The sequence below is a fragment of the Luteibacter sp. NPDC031894 genome (assembly GCF_050273135.1).
Taxonomy (GTDB): Bacteria; Pseudomonadota; Gammaproteobacteria; order Xanthomonadales; family Rhodanobacteraceae; genus Luteibacter.
Window position 1 is genome coordinate 111936 of sequence record NZ_JBNNMV010000004.1, and the last position, 18782, is coordinate 130717.

An 18782-nucleotide genomic window follows, 5' to 3' on the forward strand; every position below is an offset into this window, starting at 1 on the left:
ACTGGCATGCCCTCCCCTCGCGGACTCATCGGCCACAACGATTAGCGTGAGTCGTCGTGCCCCAGCGACAGCAGGAACAACACCGCGGCAAGCGCTCCGTACGCGGCGACGAAAGGCCAGACCAGGGCCTGCGCGGCGGCGTCCAGCATCCACGGCAGATACATGGCGCCGACGGGCTCCACGGAGTGGATCAGGCCGAAGGCCGTCAGCACCGCGCCGAGCGCAACGATGCCCGCCGCCTTGCGCACGTGTCCGTCGATCATCGCCACGACGAAGCTCGCCCAGACCATCGAGGTGATGATGAAGCCGTTCCCGAGGATCACGATGACCGCCATCGTGGGAAGGCCGTGGCTTGCGTCCGCATACAACGTCGCGAAATGCGCCGGATCGACGACGGCGGGATCGCCCAGCTTGATCGCGAGCATCCGCGCGATGGCCGGAAAGAAACTGAAGACCACCGCGCCCGCATAGCGCAGTGGCGTCGCCTCGAACGCCTGCGTAGTGATGCCGATGGAGACGAAGACCAGGATCGGCGCAAGCACGGCCACTGGCAGCAACTCGACGAGGTTCGACAGGTAACCGAGCACGCCACCCAGTCCGATGACGAGTCCCGTGACCAGTGTGTAGCCGGTGCGCGCACCCATGGCCTTGTAGGCTGGCTGTCCGATGTAGGGCGTGGTCTGCGCGACGCCGCCGCAGACGCCCGCCACCAGCGTCGCCAGCGCCTCCACGAGGAGGATGTCGCGCGTGGGGTAATCGTCGCCCGCGGCACGAGCGCTCTCGGTCACGTTGATGCCGCCGATGACCATCAGGAGTCCGAACGGCAGGATCAGCGGAAGGTAGGGCACGGTCGCAGGCAAGCCTTGCAGGAAACCGAGGTTCGGCCACGGGAAGCCCAGCCGCCACTGCCAATGATCCGGCGCGTCATAGCCCGAACCCAGGAGGCCCAACGGACCCAGTCCGTAATAGAGCAGCACGCCCACCAGGAACGCGCCTAGCACCCCCGGTACGCCGAACGGCAAGCGGCGTTTCGCCACCAGGCCATAGAGCACGATGCCGAGCCCCGCGAAGCCCACGACGGGCACGCGCATGATCTCCACCAGGGGCAGGAAACCCATCAGCACCAGCGCGATACCGGCGATCGAGCCCAGCAGTCCCGCGCGCGGCACCGAGCGTTGCACCCACGCGCCGAAGAACGAAAGCACGAACTTGAGCACGCCCATGACGACCAGGGATGCCATGCCGAGACGCCACGTCGCCTCGCCCGCGGCCATCTCGTCCAGACCGGCGTGCCGGTAAGCGACGAACGCCGGGCCGAGCACCAGCAAGGCCATGCCGATGCTCGTCGGCGCGTCGATGCCCAGCGGCATCGCCGTGACATCCGATCGACCCGTGCGCGCCGCGAGCCGGTGCGCCATCCACGTGTAGGCGAGGTTACCCAGCAGGACGCCGAGCGCCGTCCCCGGGAACATCCTTCGGAAGACGATGTCCGCCGGCATGCCGAAGATGCCGACCAGCGCGCCCGCCATGAAGGCGAGCAGCGAGAGATTGTCCACGACCAGGCCGAGGACACCATTGAGGTCTCCGCCGCCGAACCGACGACGCTGTACGGATGTAGTCATGCCGAGCCCTGTTTGCTGTGGAAGCAAAAAAAAGCCCGGCTTTCGCCGGGCTCCTTTTTGTTGCTACCGATCTTGCCAGGATTACTGCTGGACCTGCAGTTCCGTGCGACGGTTGCGAGCGCGGCCTTCGGCCGTGTCGTTTGTGTCGATCGGGTTGTTCTCGCCGTGGCCGATCGGGCCTTCCAGACGATCCGCACCAATGCCGTGCGAGGTCAGGTAGTCGAACACGATCTTCGCGCGACGCTCGGACAGGCCCTGGTTGTAGGCGTCCTTACCGACGCTATCCGTGTAACCGGCAACCGTGACCTTGACCTGCGGGTAACGCTGCAGGGTGTCGACAGCCTGGTCGAGGACGCCCAGCGACTCGCTGGTCGGCTCCTGCAGGGTCGGGCCGATGTTCGTCTCGCCCTTCTTCGGACGGTCGAACTTGAAGTTGACGCCGCGCAGGTCGATGACGACCTTCTGCGGGCAACCATCCGGACCGACGATCGTGCCAGCCGGCGTGGCCGGGCACTTGTCGTCGCAATCGTTCACGCCGTCGCCGTCGGTGTCGAGCGTCGAGCAATCCGGAGCAGCCGGGGCCGGAGCAGCGGCCGGAGCCGGAGCAGCCGGCGGCTCGCCGAAGCGCGAGACGATCGAGAAGCCGAGGAACCAGTCGCCGTAGCCGTTCTCGCTATCGGTGGTCTTGTCGTCCCAGTCGTAACGGTAGCCGGCTTCCACGCGGAAGTCGGAGCTGTCGGTGATGGTCTTCGACACGCCGACGCCGAGCTGGGCAGCCGGGGACCAGCCGTTATCCGACGGGTTGTGGTGGTAGGAACCCATCACGCCGGCGAGCAGGTACGGACGCCAGCTGTCCCACGCACCAGCGTAGAAGCGGGCGGCAACGCCGTAGCTGTTGTTCGACCAGTGGCCAACGCCATCGTTGTCGCGCTTGGTGCGGTCGGCAAAGATGTCGATCGACGCGTTGCTGGAGATGAACTTGCCGAAGCCCAGGCCGTAGTAGACCTGGCGGCTGTTGGTGTTGCGGTCGGTGTCGTTGTAGTAGCCGCCAACCGTCGGGGCGATGTACCAGCGGCCGTCATAGCCGTTACCCGCGGTGTCAGCGGATTCCTGCGCGTGAACGGCACCCACGCCGCCCAGGGCCAAGCCGATCAGCAAAAACAAGCCCTTACGTTTCATCGGTGTCTCCTCATTATTGGTATTCGCGTCCGCGCTCCACCCCAGACGGAAATCGCGCGTAGAACTCTTGTCGAATCCGGGGACTTCAGCCGTCCCTCGCTTTCATACCCCTTCAACGGGCGGCGGCAGTTTAGCAAAAATCAAACAATTGGGCACATGCCCAAAACCGCCGTTCATACTCGAGTCACGGCGATTATCAAGCCGTGAAGAGTGTCATGAACTCGTGAATGGGCATGGCGTCCAGTTTCTCCGGCGATGCGGTGACTGCCAGTACCTTCTCCACGCGCTCCGCGGGCCACTCAGCGCGGAGGGCCGATTCGAACTTCTTGAGCAGCACCGGGATGCCCTCCGCGCGGCGCTTGCGATGGCCGATCGGGAAGTCGATGGACACTTTTTCGGTCGACGAGCCATCCTTGAAGAACACCTGGATGGCATTGCCGATGTAGCGCTTTTCGGGGTCGAAATAGTCCTTGGTGAACTGCGGATTTTCGACCACGGTCATTTTGTCGCGCAGGGCATCGATGCGCGGGTCGGCCGCGACGGAATCGTTGTAGTCGTCGGCCGTGAGGCGACCGAAAATGAGGGGCACGGCCACCATGTACTGGATGCAATGGTCGCGGTCGGCGTAGTTCGCCAGGGGGCCGGTCTTGTCGATGATCCGGCAGCCCGCTTCCTGGGTCTCGATGACCACCCTCTCGACCTCGTCGAGGCGGCCACCAACCTGGGCGTGCAGCTGCATGGCGCACTCGACGGCCGTCTGGGCGTGGAACTCGGCCGGGAAGCTGATCTTGAACAGCACGTTTTCCATCACGTAGCTGCCGAAGGGGCGCTCGAACTCGAACGCGTTGCCCTTGAAGGCGACATCGTAAAAGCCCCAGGTCTTCGCCGAAAGCGCGGACGGGTAGCCGACGACATTGCGGTAGACGGCGTTGATGGCATGGGTGACGGCGCGGCGGCAGGCGTCGCCGGCGGCCCAGCTCTTGCGCGGACCCGTGTTCGGGGCGTGGCGGTAGGTGCGCAGGGCGCCGTTGTCGATCCAGCTGTGCGAGACGGCCGTGGTGATCTGCTCCTTGTCGCCCCCCAGCATGGCCGTGGTGACGGCGGTCGAGGCGAGGCGAACGAGGATCACGTGGTCCTGGCCGACGCGGTTGAAGCTGTTCTTGAGCGCATAGCAGCCCTGGATCTCGTGCGCCTTGATGGCGTACCCCAGCACGTCGCGCACGGTGAGCGGCTTGCCCCCCTCCTTCACCGCCTTGCGGGACAGGTAGTCGGCCACCGAGAGGATGGCGCCGAGGTTGTCCGACGGGTGGCCCCACTCGGCCGCCAGCCAGGTGTCGTTGAAGTCGAGGTAGCGGATCTGCGTGCCGATGGCGAAGGCGGCCTGGACCGGATCCAGTTCGTGCGAGGTGAACGGCACGCGGGAGCCACCAGGGAGGACCGCGCCCGGCACGACAGGGCCGAGGTGCTTCACGCAGTCCGGGAATTTCATCGCGAGTGCCGAGCAGGCCAGCGAGTCCAGGAGCATGTAGCGCGCGGTGTCGTAGGCCTCCTGCGAGTCGATGGCGTAGTCGGCCACGTAGTTGGCGATGTCCACCAGCGGCTGGTCCGGATCGGGACGCGTGGCGGAACGGATGTCGTGTGCGCTCATGGACTTCACTCGCGGGGGGTTGGGAAAGCCGGCGATTTTAACCGGTGACCCCCGGTCGATGTCTTGCCGCGCTGCATCCCAACGGCGACAATGCGCCCCACTACCACCCGAAGGGGAGTAGTTCCGCGGGCCTCCCCGGCCCGCGCACGACGATCGTCAGGACGGGCGCCCCACGCGCCCCGGTCGTCGCGGCGGCTTCGCGCCGGGAACGAGACTTTTGCGGTGACGACGGGCGCGCGTACCCGTCGCCGCCGCATGGGTCCACCCGCGCGCAAAGGCCTACGTACCGCATGGATTTCCTGACTCCCGAGTTCTTTTCCGGCCTCGCCGCCATCATCCTGCTCGACCTCGTGCTGGCGGGCGACAACGCCATCGTCATTGCGCTGGCGGCCCGTAACCTGCCGCGTCACTTGCAGAAGAAGGCCGTCTTCTGGGGCACCTTCGGCGCCATCGCGATTCGCATCGCCCTCACCTTCGCCGTCATCTGGCTGCTCAAGCTGCCCGGTCTGATGCTCGCGGGCGGCATCCTGTTGCTGCCGATCGCCTGGAAACTACTGAAGCCAGGCGAGCACGATCCGAACATCGCCCCCGCCGCCGGCTTCTGGGCGGCCATCCGCACGATCGTCGTGGCCGATGCGCTGATGGGCCTGGACAACGTCCTCGCCATCGCCGGCGCGGCCAAGGGCCACATGGGACTCGTGGTGCTCGGCCTGGCCATCAGCGTGCCGCTCGTGGTCTGGGGTTCGACGCTGATCCTGAGACTCATCGAGCGCTTCCCCATCATCGTCTACGTCGGCGCGGGCGCCATCGCCTGGACGGCCGCGAGGATGATCGCCCACGACGGCCTCGTCGCTCCCTGGTTCCAGGCGCGCCCGTGGGCTCCCTGGCTGCTCGACGCGGTACTGGTGCTGGGCATCTGCGTGGGTGGCTGGCTGTGGGCGCGCAGGGCGCAACCAAGGAGCGCCTGACCGCTCCAAAAAAAGGCCGCCTTGCGGCGGCCTTGGGCTCCCCGGAACGGGAGAGACCTCAGAAACGGAAGCGAACGTACGCCGCCGGCCCGTGGACCTTCATGTCGAGGTTCAGGTCGTAGTTGCGCTTGTCCTGGTGCAACGCGATGCGGGTGTATGCGTATTCGGCACCGAAGCCGACGTTCTCCCACGGGAACCATTCGACACCGACCGCGGCGTCCCAGATGTGCCCGTTGAGCCGGCCGCCGTTCTTCTTCACGCCGTTGGCGTTCACGTACATGCGCCACTGGTCGTTGAAAGCATGGCGCCAGCCCAGCTGCAGGTTCGGTGCCCAGGCATTGGTGCTGGTGCTCGACCCGTCGGAGAAGGTCTGGCCGTTCACCGTGGCCGATCCGTAGATGCTCGCGTGTACCTTGTAGTACGCCGCGCCCAGGCCAACGCCGAAGACGTCGTCGCCGGTGCCGAACCACCACTTGTACGCGGCGCTGCCGAAGGTGAACTTCAGGTCGCCCTTGACCCGGGCGGAAGCATCGATCGGGTTGCCCAGGAAGTTGATCTGCTCGGAGAGCGACTTCGAGTGCGAGCGATCCACCTGGTAATAGTCGAACGCGAAGCCCTGGTGTTCCCCGATGAGGAAGTCGAGACGAACGCGCGGCTCCAGCTTGTGCTTCTTGAAGTCGAGGTCATCCTCGAGGTTCACGTCGCCACTGGAATTGAGCACATTGGTGTTGGCACCGATCGTCGTGTCGTTGTTGGTGTAGTAACCGCCGACCCAGACGCTGACGTTGTCCAGCGCGCGCGATTGCGACTTCTTGTCGCTGTCCTGCGCATGCGCGGCAGCACCGAAGGCGGCGAGCGAAGCGATGACCAGGCCCGCGGCGAACTTGGTATTTCGATGTGGACGTGTGCGCATTAAGAGAACTCCCTGCAAGGTTTTTGTTAGTACCCCCGGGGAGAAATCTTAATAAGGCCTTACGTGTGCATTCCGTGCACGGGAACCTTACCGAACGACTGCACGTTCAGTTTGCGTCATGTGAAACAGTGGTGAACGCGGACGGAGCGGGCGCTTACAGCGTGATCGGCACGCGCACCGTGATCGTCGTATCCGGTGTGTCGCGCGTGATGCCGACGCCGAGTGTCACGTTCAGTGTTTCCTTGTCGTTGAAACGGTACGAACCGCCCACCAGCAGCGACGCAAGGGTGGAACGCGCGGACGCCGGCAGCGGGTGGTCGTTCTGCGTGGTACGCCCCACGAAGGCCTGGTCGTAACCGATACTGATCGACGCCTTTTCGTTCAGCGAAAGCCCCATGCCGATGCTGATGTCGGCGATGTCGCCCGCTTTGACGTCGCCAAGGAACTGCTGTCCCGCGCCAAGTACATTGCGGCTGACGTTCTTGCGCTCGAAGTTGTGCAGGTAGCTCAGGTTGCCGAAGAACACTACCGGGTCGGACGGATACAACCAGGTGACGCCGAGCTGGGCGGAGTAAAAACCCGTGCCCGTCGGACTGCGCAGCGGCAGGCCCGTACCCGTGAAGTTTTCCACGCAGCGTGTCACGCAGTCGCTGGTCACTTCGAACGGGTCGCGGCCCGTGCGCGACTTGGCGCGGAACCAACCGATGTAATACGGCTTGTCGGCGCCACCATCGTTGATCTGGTAGCGCAGCGTGGCCTCGATATCGCCGAGCCCCTTGCCGCTGGTCGTGAAGAGGCGATCCTGCGCGGTGCCGGTGAATATCTCGCGACTGATCGTATCCGTGTGCGTGTCCACGTACGGGACGCGCACTTCCAGTTCCATGCGATTGGTCAGGCCATAGCGGAACGCCACCGCGCCCGTCTGTGTCGTGGTCTTCACCTGCCGCACGTCGACCAGGCCGATGAGGATTGCCGGTATCACGGTGTAGCCGACGAGCGCCACACGATCACTCGAGGAGTAGCCGTACTGGTAGGAGGGTTCAAGTATCAGCTTGCCGCGCGGCGTCAGCACGCCGGGCTGGTCGAAGATGGGCGCGACTTCCGGCGGACGTTCGTCCTGCTCGGGCCGCCTTCCGACCGGCTGCGTGGCGACGACCGGCGCCGAACCTGGCGCCTGCGGCGCACCGGGCGGTGGTGCTGGTGGCGGCTCCTGGGCCGGGTTTGCCTGCGCCCGCGGGTCGGACAGGGCCGACGATCCGCCACGTGCCTGTTCCAGTGCGTTCAGGCCGATCGCCTGGCGCAGGTCGTTGTACTGGATTTCCTGTGCGGCCAGTTCGCGCTTCATCTGTTCGAGTTCGGCGAGTTGCTCGGCCATGCGGCTGCGCATCGCATCGATGCGCCTGCCCTGCGCGTCGATTTTTTCGCGAAGCACCGGATCGATGGAGGACTCCTGCGCGAGACAGGCGCCCACCCACATCGGAAGCACGGCGAGCGCCAGCGCGCACGTCCTTGCCTGCATCACCCTGCCATTGCGATACATGCGTTAGTTCCCCCGGAACTGGATCACCGCGTCGTGGACCGACTCCGCCAGCCGCAGGCTTTCCAGCGTGCGTGCCGTGTTCACCGATGCGTCGATCGTGGTGGTGGCCGAAATGGCCTGGTTGTCGAGCGAGTTCTGGACGATCAGGCCCGGGAGCCCGGACGACGACGGAAGCGTTGCCGTGACCGCCTGCGGCAAGGCCTGCATGGGCGTGGGCGTCGACGTGGCCACGGAGGCCGGCGGGGGCGCGGCGGGCGTTCCCGCGTTCGTGGCGGACGGCGGCGTCGCGGCAGGTGTCGTGGGTGCGGCGGTAGCGACGCCGCCGGCACCGTTGGTGATCACCGTGGTCCGCAATGCGTCGCGCAGCGCGGTCGCTTGCTCCGCGCTCATCTTGGCGATGTCGGGGATGCTGATGGTGGTGCGCATCGTCTCCATGCCGTTGATCAGCACGGTGCGCTGCAGCGCGAATGACGCGCGCAGGTTGTCGCCGAAATCGTAGCCGCCGCGGATGCGGTCCAGTCGCGCGTCGGAGACGGCCCGGTTCACGGGGAAGTCGGCCGCTCCAGCCGTGGCGCAGACGCCACTACCGAGCATGACGGCGATGATGAGCAGTCGGGTTTTCATATATCCCCCGGTCCGCGCTTGGGCATGACGAGGGGACCGAGCCCGTTACGCTCGATGCCTTCGCCGATGGGCGCCGCGGGAGCGACTGCCCAATCGCGTGGGCTGTTGAAGATGGCGCGATCGCGCCGGTTGTGGATCACGAAGACCACCTGGTTCGTCCATAGGGCATCGAACCGGCGCTTCGACATGGCACGCGTGCCGCGGGCCGGATCGCCGACCAGCACGCGTCCGTTCTTGTAGCCCTTCACCACCACGAAATGGTGGTAGCCCCGCTCGTTGATCAGGACGATGGCGGGAATGCCTTCGGCATCCAGGCGTTCCAGCGGCACCTCGAATCCGTCGGCATCGAAACCGCGCGAGGCGAGGAAGCGCTTGATGTCGAGCAGGGAGAATCCTTCCTTCCCGATCTTCGCGCGATCGCCATGCGTAAACATGATGTCGAAGGCAGCCTGCTCGTCGACCGGATAGCCGTACTGGAACGTGAGCAGCGTCGCCACGGCGGCGGAGCCGCAACTGAAGTCGTACTGCTGCCGGATGGTGTTCCGGAAGCGTGCCTCCTTGAGGCTCGTCATCTTCATCGGGTACGACGTGCCGGAGCTCGTCTGTACCTCCGCCCTGCCGGCCATGGCGCACGGAACGGCGGCTAGCGATAGCAGGCCAATGGCGAGGGCATGGACGAATCTCACGGATTCATCCGCAGGTTGACGATGGTGTTGTTCTGGATGAGCACGTTGTTGCCCGAGTTCTGGATCACGGTGGGCAGGCCGGCTGAATTGCTGAAGGCCGAATCGCCGACGAAGTTCGAGCCACTGTAGGTACCGTTGGCCTTGTTCTCGCTGACGGTGCCGTTGGATTCCTGCGTGTTGAGGTTGTTGGTGACGTGGGTGTCCGCACCGCCCGTCATGCCCTGCAACTGATCGGCAGGCGTGGGCGCGCCGAAGGACGCGGGTGGCGATTCGCCACGGGACGCTGACTGCGCACCGGCCACGCACGGGGCTGCCAGAAGGGCCAGCGCGACGAGCGCGGCATGGGTTCGGAACATCGGCATGAGTGTTCTCCTGGAGCTGGGGATCCCCGCGGATGCCACGGAGCGCGGCTGCGCCCCGTGGTTTCCTTTCTCGCTACCGTGCCGCGCCGTTACGGCGTGGCGCCGCCCACGCTCAGGTTGGCCTGGACATTCACGCTCTGCTGGATCAACGACGACGCGCCCGAATTGGCCGCGAAGCTGCCGATACCCGCCAGCGTGGAACCCGCGCTGCCCATGTTGTTGGCCATGCTGTAGCTGCCGGTGCCAACCGAGTTGGAACCGCCGCTGCCGCCCGACCCGCCGCTGCCGCCCGTGCCCGATCCGCCGGTGCCGTCACCGCCGGTCGCGCCGGCGCCGCCGTCACCCGACATCGCGGTTGCCGTGCCGCCCGCACCGCCAGTGGAGGTTCCACCAGTGGAGGTCGGCGAGGCATCACCTGACGTGGAGGTCGCGCCCGTGCTGGCGGACGCGCCGCCCGTACCGGCCGTCGATCCGCCGGTTGCCGTGTCGGCACCCCTGCCGCGGCCATTCGCGTTGCCGCCGTCGCCGTTGGAGTTGCCGCCGTCGCCGCTGGTGTCGCCGCCGTAGGCGACGCTTGCGCCGAGGGCATCGCCGCTGCTGGTGCCGGCGTCGCCACCGACCGCGCCGCGAGCACGTGCGTTGCCGCTGTCTCCGCCGTCTCCGCCGGCGCCGCCACGACCGGTTGCGCCGTAGCCGTCACCGCCGGATCCGCCGCGTGCGCCATTGGCGTTGCCGAGGTTCACGGCGATGTTGCCCAGGTTGTAGACGGTATTTCCCGTCACGGTGCCGTTGAGGGTGCTTTCGGCCACTGCCGTGGTCGAGATGGTGTTGAACGAGCTGGTGTTCGTGTTGGTGGTGGTTGAGCTATCTGAATACTGGATGGCGACGGACCGGCGCTGCGCGCTGGCGCCCGCACCTCCGGTCTGGGTGTCATCGGCCATGGCCGGCAGTGCCAATCCGGTGGCGAGGCAGATCGCCGTGGCGATAAGAGTCTTACGCATGGGAGAGTCTCCTGTGAGCGACGCGAAACCCCTGTTTTTCTCGGGATGACCGGGCGCCCTGCCAACGCACCGGGTCCCAACGCAGGAGCAAGTTGCGTGCCTTCCGTCGCGCACTCCGCGAGACGTGCTCCCATGCGGGTTTGGATGCTTTCCTCCAGCTTATGAACGGCGTCCGTTGTAACGGTGCCGATACACGCCGTAACGCCACTGCTGCGTATGGATTCGTGAAGGAGCAGCGCCCCTTGCCGTGGGCGCCGGTTGCGACCATCATTCGAACGATCGTTTGAACGGAGCCTTCCGTGGCCTACCCGCACCTGCTCGCCCCGCTCGACCTCGGCTTCACGACCTTGCCCAACCGCGTGCTCATGGGCTCCATGCACGTGGGCCTGGAGGACAAGGCGAAGGACTTCGACAAGCTCGCGGCGTTCTACGCCGAACGCGCCCGCGGCGGCGTGGGGCTCATCGTGACCGGCGGGATCGCGCCGAACCTCCAGGGTTGGCTGAAGCCGATGTCCGGGACGATGTCGAAGCCCTGGCACGTGGCCCGGCACCGGAAGGTGACCCGTGCCGTGCACGCGGAGGGCGGGAAGATCTGCATGCAGATCCTCCATGCGGGCCGCTACGGCTACCAGCCGTTCTCCGTCGCCCCCTCGCGGGTGAAGTCGCCGATCACGCCGTTCACACCCCGCGCGCTATCCGCCCGCGGCGTGGAACGCACCATCGACGCCTTCGTGCACAGCGCGAAGCTGGCCCGGGACGCCGGCTACGACGGCGTGGAGGTGATGGGCTCGGAAGGCTACCTGATCAACCAGTTCCTCACGGCGCGTACCAACCGGCGCATCGATCGCTGGGGCGGCTCCGCGGAAAACCGCATGCGCTTCCCCATCGAAATCGTGCGCCGGATGCGGGAAACGGTCGGCAAGGACTTCATCATCGTCTACCGTCTCTCGATGCTCGACCTCGTCGACGACGCCCAGGCGTGGACGGACATCGTGTCACTCGGTAAAGGCATCGAAGCAGCGGGCGCGACGATCATCAACACGGGCATCGGCTGGCACGAGGCGCGCGTTCCGACCATCGTCACCAGCGTGCCCCGCGGCGCCTTCTCCTGGGTCACGCGGCGGATGAAGGGCGAGGTGAGCATCCCGCTGGTGACCACCAACCGCATCAACATGCCGGACGTGGCCGAGCAGATCCTCGCCCGCGGCGATGCCGACATGGTTTCCATGGCGCGCCCCTTCCTTGCCGACCCCGAGTGGGTGAACAAGACACGGGCGGCGCAACCGGAATCCATCAATACCTGCATCGCCTGCAACCAGGCCTGCCTCGACCACGTCTTCATGAACCGGCGTGCCTCCTGCCTCGTGAACCCCCGCGCGTGCCATGAGACCGAGCTGGTCATCGCTCCCACCGCTGCACCGAAGCGCATCGCGGTCGTCGGTGCCGGCCCCGCCGGACTTGCCGCGGCGAGCACCCTCGCCGAGCGCGGCCACGCGGTGACCCTGTTCGATCGCGCGGATCGCGTCGGCGGCCAGTTCAACATGGCGAAGCGGATCCCGGGCAAGGAGGAATTCCACGAGACGCTGCGCTACTTCGACCACCGGCTCGATACCGCCGGTGTGCTGCGCCACCTGGGCAGCGAAGTCAGCGCGGAGACGCTCGCCGCCGGCGGATACGACACCGTCGTGCTCGCCACCGGCGTGCTGCCGCGCCTGCTCGACCTGCCGGGTGCCGACCATCCGAAGGTCCTGAGTTATCTCGACGTCCTCCAGGGCAACGCGCCTGTCGGAAGGAAGGTCGCCGTCATCGGGGCGGGCGGCATCGGTTTCGATGTGGCCGAATTCCTTACCGAGGCCGCACCTTCGCCCAGCACCGACGTCGCACGCTGGACGAAGGAATGGGGCGTGGACATGACGATGGCGACGCCCGGTGGGCTGATGCCCGCGCAGCCGGAAAAACCGGAGCGCCAGGTCTGGCTGCTCCAACGGACGGCCGGACGTCCGGGCGGGCGCCTCAACAAGACCTCCGGCTGGGTGCATCGCGCCACGCTGAAGAACAAGCGCGTGCAGATGCTGGGTGGCGTCGGCTACGAGCGTATCGACGATGCCGGATTGCACGTCGTCGTGGACGGGGCGCCGCAGGTGCTCGAGGTGGATAACGTCATCGTCTGCGCGGGCCAGGAGCCGAACCGCGAACTGCACGACACGTTGCTGGCCATGGGCGTCGACGTGCGCCTTGTCGGCGGCGCGGACGTGGCGGCGGAACTCGATGCGAAGCGGGCCATCGATCAGGCGACACGCCTGGCGGCGGCGCTTTGAGCTCGTCGCCAGACGGGTGAGGCCTCAAGAAGGGCTCGGTGGGAGAACGGCTCCCACCGAGCAAAGACGTCGTTACCGCTTCTCGATCGGCGTGTAGGCCTGGTCTTCCGGGCCGGTGTAGTTCGCGCTCGGGCGGATGATCTTGCCGTCCTGGCGCTGCTCGATGACATGGGCACTCCAGCCGGAGGTGCGCGCGATGACGAAGAGCGGCGTGAACATCGCCGTCGGCACGCCCATCATGTGGTACGCGGACGCCGAGTACCAGTCGAGGTTGGGGAACATCTTCTTCAGTTCCCACATCAGCTTCTCGATCTTCTCCGACACTTCGAACAGGCGCGGATTGCCGCCGTCGGTGCAGAGCTTGCGCGAGATCTCCTTGATGATCTCGTTGCGCGGATCGGACACCGTATACACCGGATGGCCGAAGCCGATGATGATTTCCTTGCGCTCGACGCGCGCACGGATGTCGGCTTCCGCATCGGCCGCATCGCGATAGCGCGCGATGATCTCCATCGCCACTTCGTTGGCGCCGCCATGCTTCGGGCCGCGCAGCGCGCCGATCGCGCCGGTGATGGCCGAGTACATGTCCGAACCGGTACCGGCGATGACGCGCGCCGCGAACGTACTGGCGTTGAACTCGTGCTCGGCGTAAAGCACCAGCGAGCGGTCGAGCGCGTGCGAATGCAGGTCGCTCGGCTTGCGGCCGTGCAGGAGGTGCAGGAAGTGCCCGGCGATCGAGTCGTCCTCGGTTTCGGTCTCGATGCGCTTGCCGTTGTGGCTGTAGTGGTACCAGTAGAGCAGCATCGAGCCGAAGCTCGCCATCAGCCGATCGGCGATGTCACGCGCGCCGGTGAGGTTGTGGTCGTCCTTCTCGGGAAGCACGGTGCCGAGCACCGACGCGCCGGTGCGCATCACGTCCATGGGATGCGTGGCGGCCGGCAGCAGCTCCAGCGCACCCTTCACCGGCGCGGGCAGGCCACGCAGGCGTTTCAGCTTGGCGCGATACGCGTTCAGCTCCATCCAGTTCGGGAGGACGCCGTGGACCAGCAGGTACGCCACTTCCTCGAACGAGCCCTTGGCCGCCAGGTCGTGGATGTCGTAACCGCGGTAGTGCAAGTCGTTGCCGCTACGGCCGACCGTGCACAGCGCTGTGTTGCCGGCGGTCACGCCGGAAAGGGCGACCGACTTCTTCGCCTTCGGTGCAGTCGGGGTGGTGGTGGTGTCGCTCATTGCGTGACTCCTTAACCCTTCTTCGAAAACAGTTCGTCGAGGTGACGTTCGTAGGCGTGGTAGCCGATGCGGTCGTACAGTTCCTCGCGCGTCTGCATCGTGTCGATGACGTTGCGCTGGTGACCGTCGCGACGGATGGCGGTGTAGACGTTTTCCGCGGCCTTGTTCATGGCACGGAACGCGGAGAGCGGGTAGAGCACGATGCCGACGCCCACGCTGCCGAGTTCCTCGGTGCTGAACAACGGCGTCTGGCCGAACTCGGTGATGTTGGCGAGGATCGGCGCCTTCACCGCGTCGACGAAGCGCTTGTACGTCGGCAGGTCATAGGCCGCTTCGGCGAAGATCGCGTCGGCGCCGGCTTCGACGCAGGCGATGGCACGCTCGATGGCGGCATCCACGCCGTCCACGGCAATGGCGTCGGTGCGGGCGATGAGGAAGAAGTCCGGGTCGGTCTTCGCGTCGGCGGCGGCCTTCACCCGATCGGCCATCTCGCTGGCCGTGACGATTTCCTTGCCTGGTCGGTGCCCGCAGCGCTTGGCCCCGACCTGGTCCTCGATGTGGCAGGCGGCGGCGCCGAACTTGATGAGGCTCTTCACCGTGCGCGCGATGTTGAACGCGCTGGGACCGAAGCCGGTATCGATGTCGACCATCAGTGGCAGGTCGCAGACATCGGTGATGCGGCGGACGTCGGTGAGGACGTCGTCGAGGGTGTTGATGCCCAGGTCCGGAAGGCCCAGCGAACCGGCGGCCACACCGCCGCCGGAAAGGTAAATGGCGCGGAAGCCCGCCCGCTTCGCCAGGAGGGCATGATTCGCGTTGATCGCTCCGATGACTTGCAGCGGCTGTTCGTCTGCGAGCGCGGCGCGGAAGCGGGCGCCGGCCGAGGAGTGCTGTGCCATCGATGTCTCCACGTAAAGGGAGGCATTTTAGCGCACCGGGGTGCGAGTAGGCCTTGCTGCGCCGCAGCGGAGACGCGGCGCCCCTGTTCGGAGGGCGTCCGTTACCGGTGCATGGGCCCCTGGCACAGGCATTCGCCGTCTTCGTTCGCGTGGCCGAGCAAGGCATCGAGCAGGCTCGCGGTCGGTGTCCACTCGCCGATCGCCGGGTGGATCAGCATGGCCTTGCGCGCGCCCGGGCGACTGTCTTCCAGCACCGAGGCGATCGCGGCGCGCTCATACGCCTTCACCGAACGCACCAGCCCCGCCACGGCGTCGGGCAGCGGCGCGAGCTTGCGCGGCTCGATGCTGTCGAGCGAGATGTCGCACATCGTCTCCACCACATCGGCATCCGGCAAGTCCGGGACGGCACCGCGGTTCCGCGTATTGACCACGATCGGCGCGGGCTTCGCCCCGGTCAGCGCGCTCATGACGTCGATGGCGATACGGTGGTAACCGGTGGCCACGCGGAAGGGGTCGACATCCAGGCTGACGCCGTGGTCGAACGCCGAGCCGCCTTCCGCCTCGAGCTTCATGTACGAGCCCGAGCGCTGGTTGAGGTAAGCCGCGTAAATAGCCACGGCCTCGTCGCCCTGCCCCGCCGCCAGCCGCGAACGCAACGCGGCGAACAGCTCATCGTTCAGCGTCGCGATTTCGGCACCGCGGCTACCGCCCTGGCGACGCTGGTTGGCCAGCGCGCGCTGGCGTTCGTAGTAGAAGAAAAGGTACTCGGTGGGGATGAGCCGAAGCGTGCGGATCATGTCCGTATCGAACAGCGGCGCGAGGTACAGGCTGCGCAGCCGCTCGTCGCTGTCGATCAGCGTGTCGATCCTCTCCTCGCCACGCACGCGCACGCCGCGTACCCAGCCAAGGTGGTTGAGGCCGACGTAATCGCACTCCACGGCGTCGAATGGCTCGTCGAGCGCGCGGGCGATATTGTGGAAAAGCTCGGTGGGCGTGTCGCAGATGCCGACGATGCGCGCCTTGCTGTGGTCGCTCACCGCCTGGGTGATCAGGCCCGCGGGATTGGTGAAGTTCACCAACCACGCGTCCGGCGAAAGGCGTTCGACCAGGCGCGCTTGCTCGATCGCTATGGGAATGGTGCGAAGGCCCATCGCCACGCCGGCGGGGCCGGTGGTTTCCTGGCCGGAATAGCCATGCTCGATCGCCACCCGTTCGTCGGCGGCACGGCCGGCGATGCCGCCGATGCGGATGCTGTTGAGGACGAAATCGGCGCCCTCGATCGTGTCCTCGATCGACGTGGCGCCGCGCAGCCGCAGTTGGCCGCCGCCGCGGCGGACGATCGCCGTGCCGAGATCCACCATGACCTTCAAGCGTGCAGGGTCCGGATCGTAAAGCACCATCTCGGCGGCGCCGAGCGCCTCCGCGGCTTCGTTCACGCCAAACACGACCAGGGGCGAGCGGACGCTGCCGCCTCCCACCAGGGCGATTTTACGATCCGTACGTCTGTTCACGAAGGGTCCTCAACTGGGATGAATGGGGTAGCGCCGCCAAGGCGCCGGCGGCCGTACTACACAGGGCGCCGCAAACGCAGGCGCGCTCCAGTGCGGGGCCAAGGGACTCGTCATCGAGCCAGGCGTCTATCAGGCCGGCATTGAACGCGTCGCCGGCTCCGGTGGTATCCACCACCTCGATCGGCGGCGGTGCCACGCTGCTGAGCGCGCCACCGGCCAACGCGATGGCACCCTGTGCACCGCGCTTCAGCACCGCACGGGACAGGCGGTTGTCCAGCGCCCACGCGATGTATGCCTCGGGGCTGGCTTCGCCACAGAGCAGCTCGGCTTCGGCGGCATTGGGCAGGAACAGGTCGACCTCGCGGCAGGTCGGGATGTTCGACGGATCGCGCAACCAGCTGGGCGAATGCCCCACATCCAGGGATGTAGTGCAGCCGGCGGCACGCAGCAACGGCAGCACGGCCGATGCCAGCTCACGCGACAGCGGCATCGCGAAATGCACATGGCGCGCCGCTGCGAGGTCGGCGACGACCTCCGGGACCGTCAACCACTCCTCGAGCCCTCGATTGGCACCGGGGTAGGTGAAAAAGGTGCGGTCGTCGCGCATCGAAACGCTGACGGTGATGCCGGTCCCGTCGTCCGCCAGCCGAATGCCGTCCATGCCGACGTCGAACTCGCCCAGGCGGCGCTCGAACCAATCGAAGTCGGCGTCGCCGACCAGGCCGACGAGGTGTACCCGGCGACCAAGGCGCGAGAGCCCGCAGGCCGTGTTGACACTGCCGCCACCGAGCTCGCGCAGGTAATCCGTCGCAATCGCCTCTTCGCCGGGGCGAGGCCAACGGGGAAAACCGGTGAAGACGTGGTCGGCGAATATCTCCCCGACGACCGCGACATCCCAGGACCTCAACGGGGAAACGGCCACGTGCGGGTTCTCCGTGCTTGCCAAAGGAAAAGGAGGCTGCCCACCGCGATGGCGACGACCGCGGTGAGCATGGTCGGGACGCCGCTGGTGGCGACGAGGTAAAGCCAGCCAGCGACACTGATGGCGATGGGTAATGGATAAAGCGGCATGCGGAACGCATCCACGATGCGCGGGCGGCGACGCAAGGCCACCACGGCGAAACACTGCGCGATGTACTGGAACAGGATTTGCACCACCATCAGCATGCCGATCAGCTTCTCCAGCGAAAGGAAACAGGCGAACGCCGAGGTGATACCGACGAACAACAGCGACACCGTGGGGAACCCGTCGCGTGGGTGCAGCCGGGCGAACGCCTTGAAGAACTGGCCGTCCGCGGCGGCGGCGTAGGGTACACGCGAATAACCGAGCAGCACGACGAGCGCGGACCCCCAACTGGCGACGAGGATCAGCACCACGGCGATCGTGCCGCCCCAGGCGCCGTGGACGGCCTGCATCATATCGGCCACGACCGCCGTGGAATGCGCCGCCTTCTCCCACGGCAGTACGCCAAGGATGCTGACGTTGAGTCCCAGGTAGAGCACGGCCACCACCGGGATCGAGACGAGCACGGCCATCGGGATGGTGCGCCGCGGTTGTTTCACCTCGCCGCCAAGCATGCACACGTTGTTGTAGCCGCCGTAGTCATACACCGCGATGAGCGATACCGCACCAAGGCCCAGCCAGAAACCCTTGCCCGACGACACCGGCGCATCCATGAAATGTCGCGCCGTCGCCACGTCGAAATGGGTGACGCCGGTGAGGACGATCCATACCGCGGCGACCACGACGGCGAAGGTCACCACCAGGGACAGCTTCTGGATATCGCCGACCTTGCGATAGAGGATCGCCGTATTCAGCAGGCAGAGCGTGGCGGCGATGCATACCCGGCCGCCATCGCCCAGTGTGGGCACGAGGTACCCCGCGTACTGCGCAAAACCCACCGCCGCGGAGCCGATCGACAGCGGGGCCGTGAGCAGCGTCTGCCACAGGTACAGGAACCCGAACAATCGCCCTGCCCGCTCGCGCCCATAGGCCTCTCGCAAATAGTGGTACGGGCCGCCCGATTCCGGAATCGTGGACCCAAGCTCCGCCCACACCAGTCCGTCGCACAGGCAGAGCAAGGCACCGGCGATCCAACCCAGCAAGACCGCCGGCCCGGCCAGCGCGGAAAGCGCAAGCGGAATGGTGACGAACGGCCCGATGCCGATCATGTTCAGCACGTTGGCCGAAAGACCGCCCCAGAACCCGATCGCCCGTGGCGGCGCAGCGTTCGCCAACACGTGCGTATCGCCTCCTCCACGCCATCCCGTCATCCATCCG

The 18782-nt window shown here is 66.3% G+C and carries 16 protein-coding genes; 2 read left to right on the plus strand and 14 right to left on the minus strand.

The window, feature by feature from the left end; all coding sequences use genetic code 11:
• Positions 1–41: 41 nt before the first annotated feature.
• The 3 genes from ACQKIE_RS12545 to ACQKIE_RS12555 form a co-directional block, all read right to left on the minus strand.
• Positions 42–1622, minus strand: a complete 1581-nt coding sequence (locus tag ACQKIE_RS12545; RefSeq protein WP_427459554.1) for a hypothetical protein — start codon at positions 1620–1622, stop codon at positions 42–44.
• Between the two features lie 81 nt (positions 1623–1703).
• Positions 1704–2801, minus strand: coding sequence for an OmpA family protein (locus tag ACQKIE_RS12550; RefSeq protein WP_427459556.1), 1098 nt, complete (start codon positions 2799–2801; stop codon positions 1704–1706).
• 196 nt (positions 2802–2997) lie between these two features.
• On the minus strand, positions 2998–4449 hold the full coding sequence (locus ACQKIE_RS12555; RefSeq protein ID WP_427459558.1) for a bifunctional 2-methylcitrate dehydratase/aconitate hydratase: 1452 nt from the start codon (positions 4447–4449) through the stop codon (positions 2998–3000).
• Positions 4450–4739: 290 nt separating this feature from the next.
• Here ACQKIE_RS12555 and ACQKIE_RS12560 point away from each other — a divergent pair, with 290 nt between their 5' ends.
• Entirely contained in the window at positions 4740–5417 is a 678-nt protein-coding gene (locus ACQKIE_RS12560) for a TerC family protein (RefSeq protein WP_427459560.1), read from the plus strand.
• A gap of 58 nt (positions 5418–5475) precedes the next feature.
• On the opposite strand, the gene ACQKIE_RS12565 is transcribed toward ACQKIE_RS12560, so the two are convergent.
• The 6 genes from ACQKIE_RS12565 to ACQKIE_RS12590 form a co-directional block, all read right to left on the minus strand.
• Entirely contained in the window at positions 5476–6330 is an 855-nt protein-coding gene (locus ACQKIE_RS12565) for an outer membrane protein (protein ID WP_427459562.1), read from the minus strand.
• Between the two features lie 154 nt (positions 6331–6484).
• The gene (locus ACQKIE_RS12570) at positions 6485–7870 is read right to left on the minus strand and encodes an acetate kinase (protein ID WP_427459564.1); all 1386 of its coding nucleotides are present in this window, start codon (positions 7868–7870) and stop codon (positions 6485–6487) included.
• Between the two features lie 3 nt (positions 7871–7873).
• Entirely contained in the window at positions 7874–8494 is a 621-nt protein-coding gene (locus ACQKIE_RS12575) for a hypothetical protein (RefSeq protein ID WP_427459566.1), read from the minus strand.
• Positions 8491–9180, minus strand: coding sequence for a C39 family peptidase (locus ACQKIE_RS12580; RefSeq protein ID WP_427459568.1), 690 nt, complete (start codon positions 9178–9180; stop codon positions 8491–8493). The genes ACQKIE_RS12575 and ACQKIE_RS12580 overlap by 4 nt, the downstream gene beginning before the upstream one ends.
• The gene (locus tag ACQKIE_RS12585; protein ID WP_427459570.1) at positions 9177–9542 is read right to left on the minus strand and encodes a hypothetical protein; all 366 of its coding nucleotides are present in this window, start codon (positions 9540–9542) and stop codon (positions 9177–9179) included. Before ACQKIE_RS12585 ends, ACQKIE_RS12580 begins: the two co-directional genes overlap by 4 nt.
• An 89-nt stretch (positions 9543–9631) precedes the next feature.
• Positions 9632–10543 (minus strand): hypothetical protein, encoded by a 912-nt coding sequence (locus tag ACQKIE_RS12590; RefSeq protein WP_427459572.1) that lies wholly within the window; start codon positions 10541–10543, stop codon positions 9632–9634.
• A 299-nt stretch (positions 10544–10842) separates the two neighbouring features.
• Here ACQKIE_RS12590 and ACQKIE_RS12595 point away from each other — a divergent pair, with 299 nt between their 5' ends.
• Complete coding sequence (locus ACQKIE_RS12595) at positions 10843–12861, plus strand: FAD-dependent oxidoreductase (RefSeq protein WP_427459574.1); 2019 nt, start codon at positions 10843–10845, stop codon at positions 12859–12861.
• 72 nt (positions 12862–12933) lie between these two features.
• Here ACQKIE_RS12595 and prpC read toward each other — a convergent pair whose 3' ends face one another.
• From prpC to ACQKIE_RS12620, 5 genes are all read right to left on the minus strand, one after another.
• Positions 12934–14091 carry a bifunctional 2-methylcitrate synthase/citrate synthase gene (gene prpC / locus ACQKIE_RS12600; protein ID WP_427459576.1) on the minus strand — a complete coding sequence of 386 codons (1158 nt, stop codon included), beginning with the start codon at positions 14089–14091 and terminating at the stop codon, positions 12934–12936.
• A gap of 11 nt (positions 14092–14102) precedes the next feature.
• The gene (gene prpB / locus ACQKIE_RS12605) at positions 14103–14990 is read right to left on the minus strand and encodes a methylisocitrate lyase (RefSeq protein WP_427459578.1); all 888 of its coding nucleotides are present in this window, start codon (positions 14988–14990) and stop codon (positions 14103–14105) included.
• Positions 14991–15091: 101 nt separating this feature from the next.
• Complete coding sequence (locus tag ACQKIE_RS12610; RefSeq protein ID WP_427459580.1) at positions 15092–16501, minus strand: 6-phospho-beta-glucosidase; 1410 nt, start codon at positions 16499–16501, stop codon at positions 15092–15094.
• Positions 16479–17423 (minus strand): carbohydrate kinase family protein, encoded by a 945-nt coding sequence (locus ACQKIE_RS12615; RefSeq protein ID WP_427459582.1) that lies wholly within the window; start codon positions 17421–17423, stop codon positions 16479–16481. Before ACQKIE_RS12615 ends, ACQKIE_RS12610 begins: the two co-directional genes overlap by 23 nt.
• Positions 17405–18775, minus strand: a complete 1371-nt coding sequence (locus tag ACQKIE_RS12620) for an APC family permease (RefSeq protein WP_427459584.1) — start codon at positions 18773–18775, stop codon at positions 17405–17407. Before ACQKIE_RS12620 ends, ACQKIE_RS12615 begins: the two co-directional genes overlap by 19 nt.
• Positions 18776–18782 lie beyond the last annotated feature (7 nt).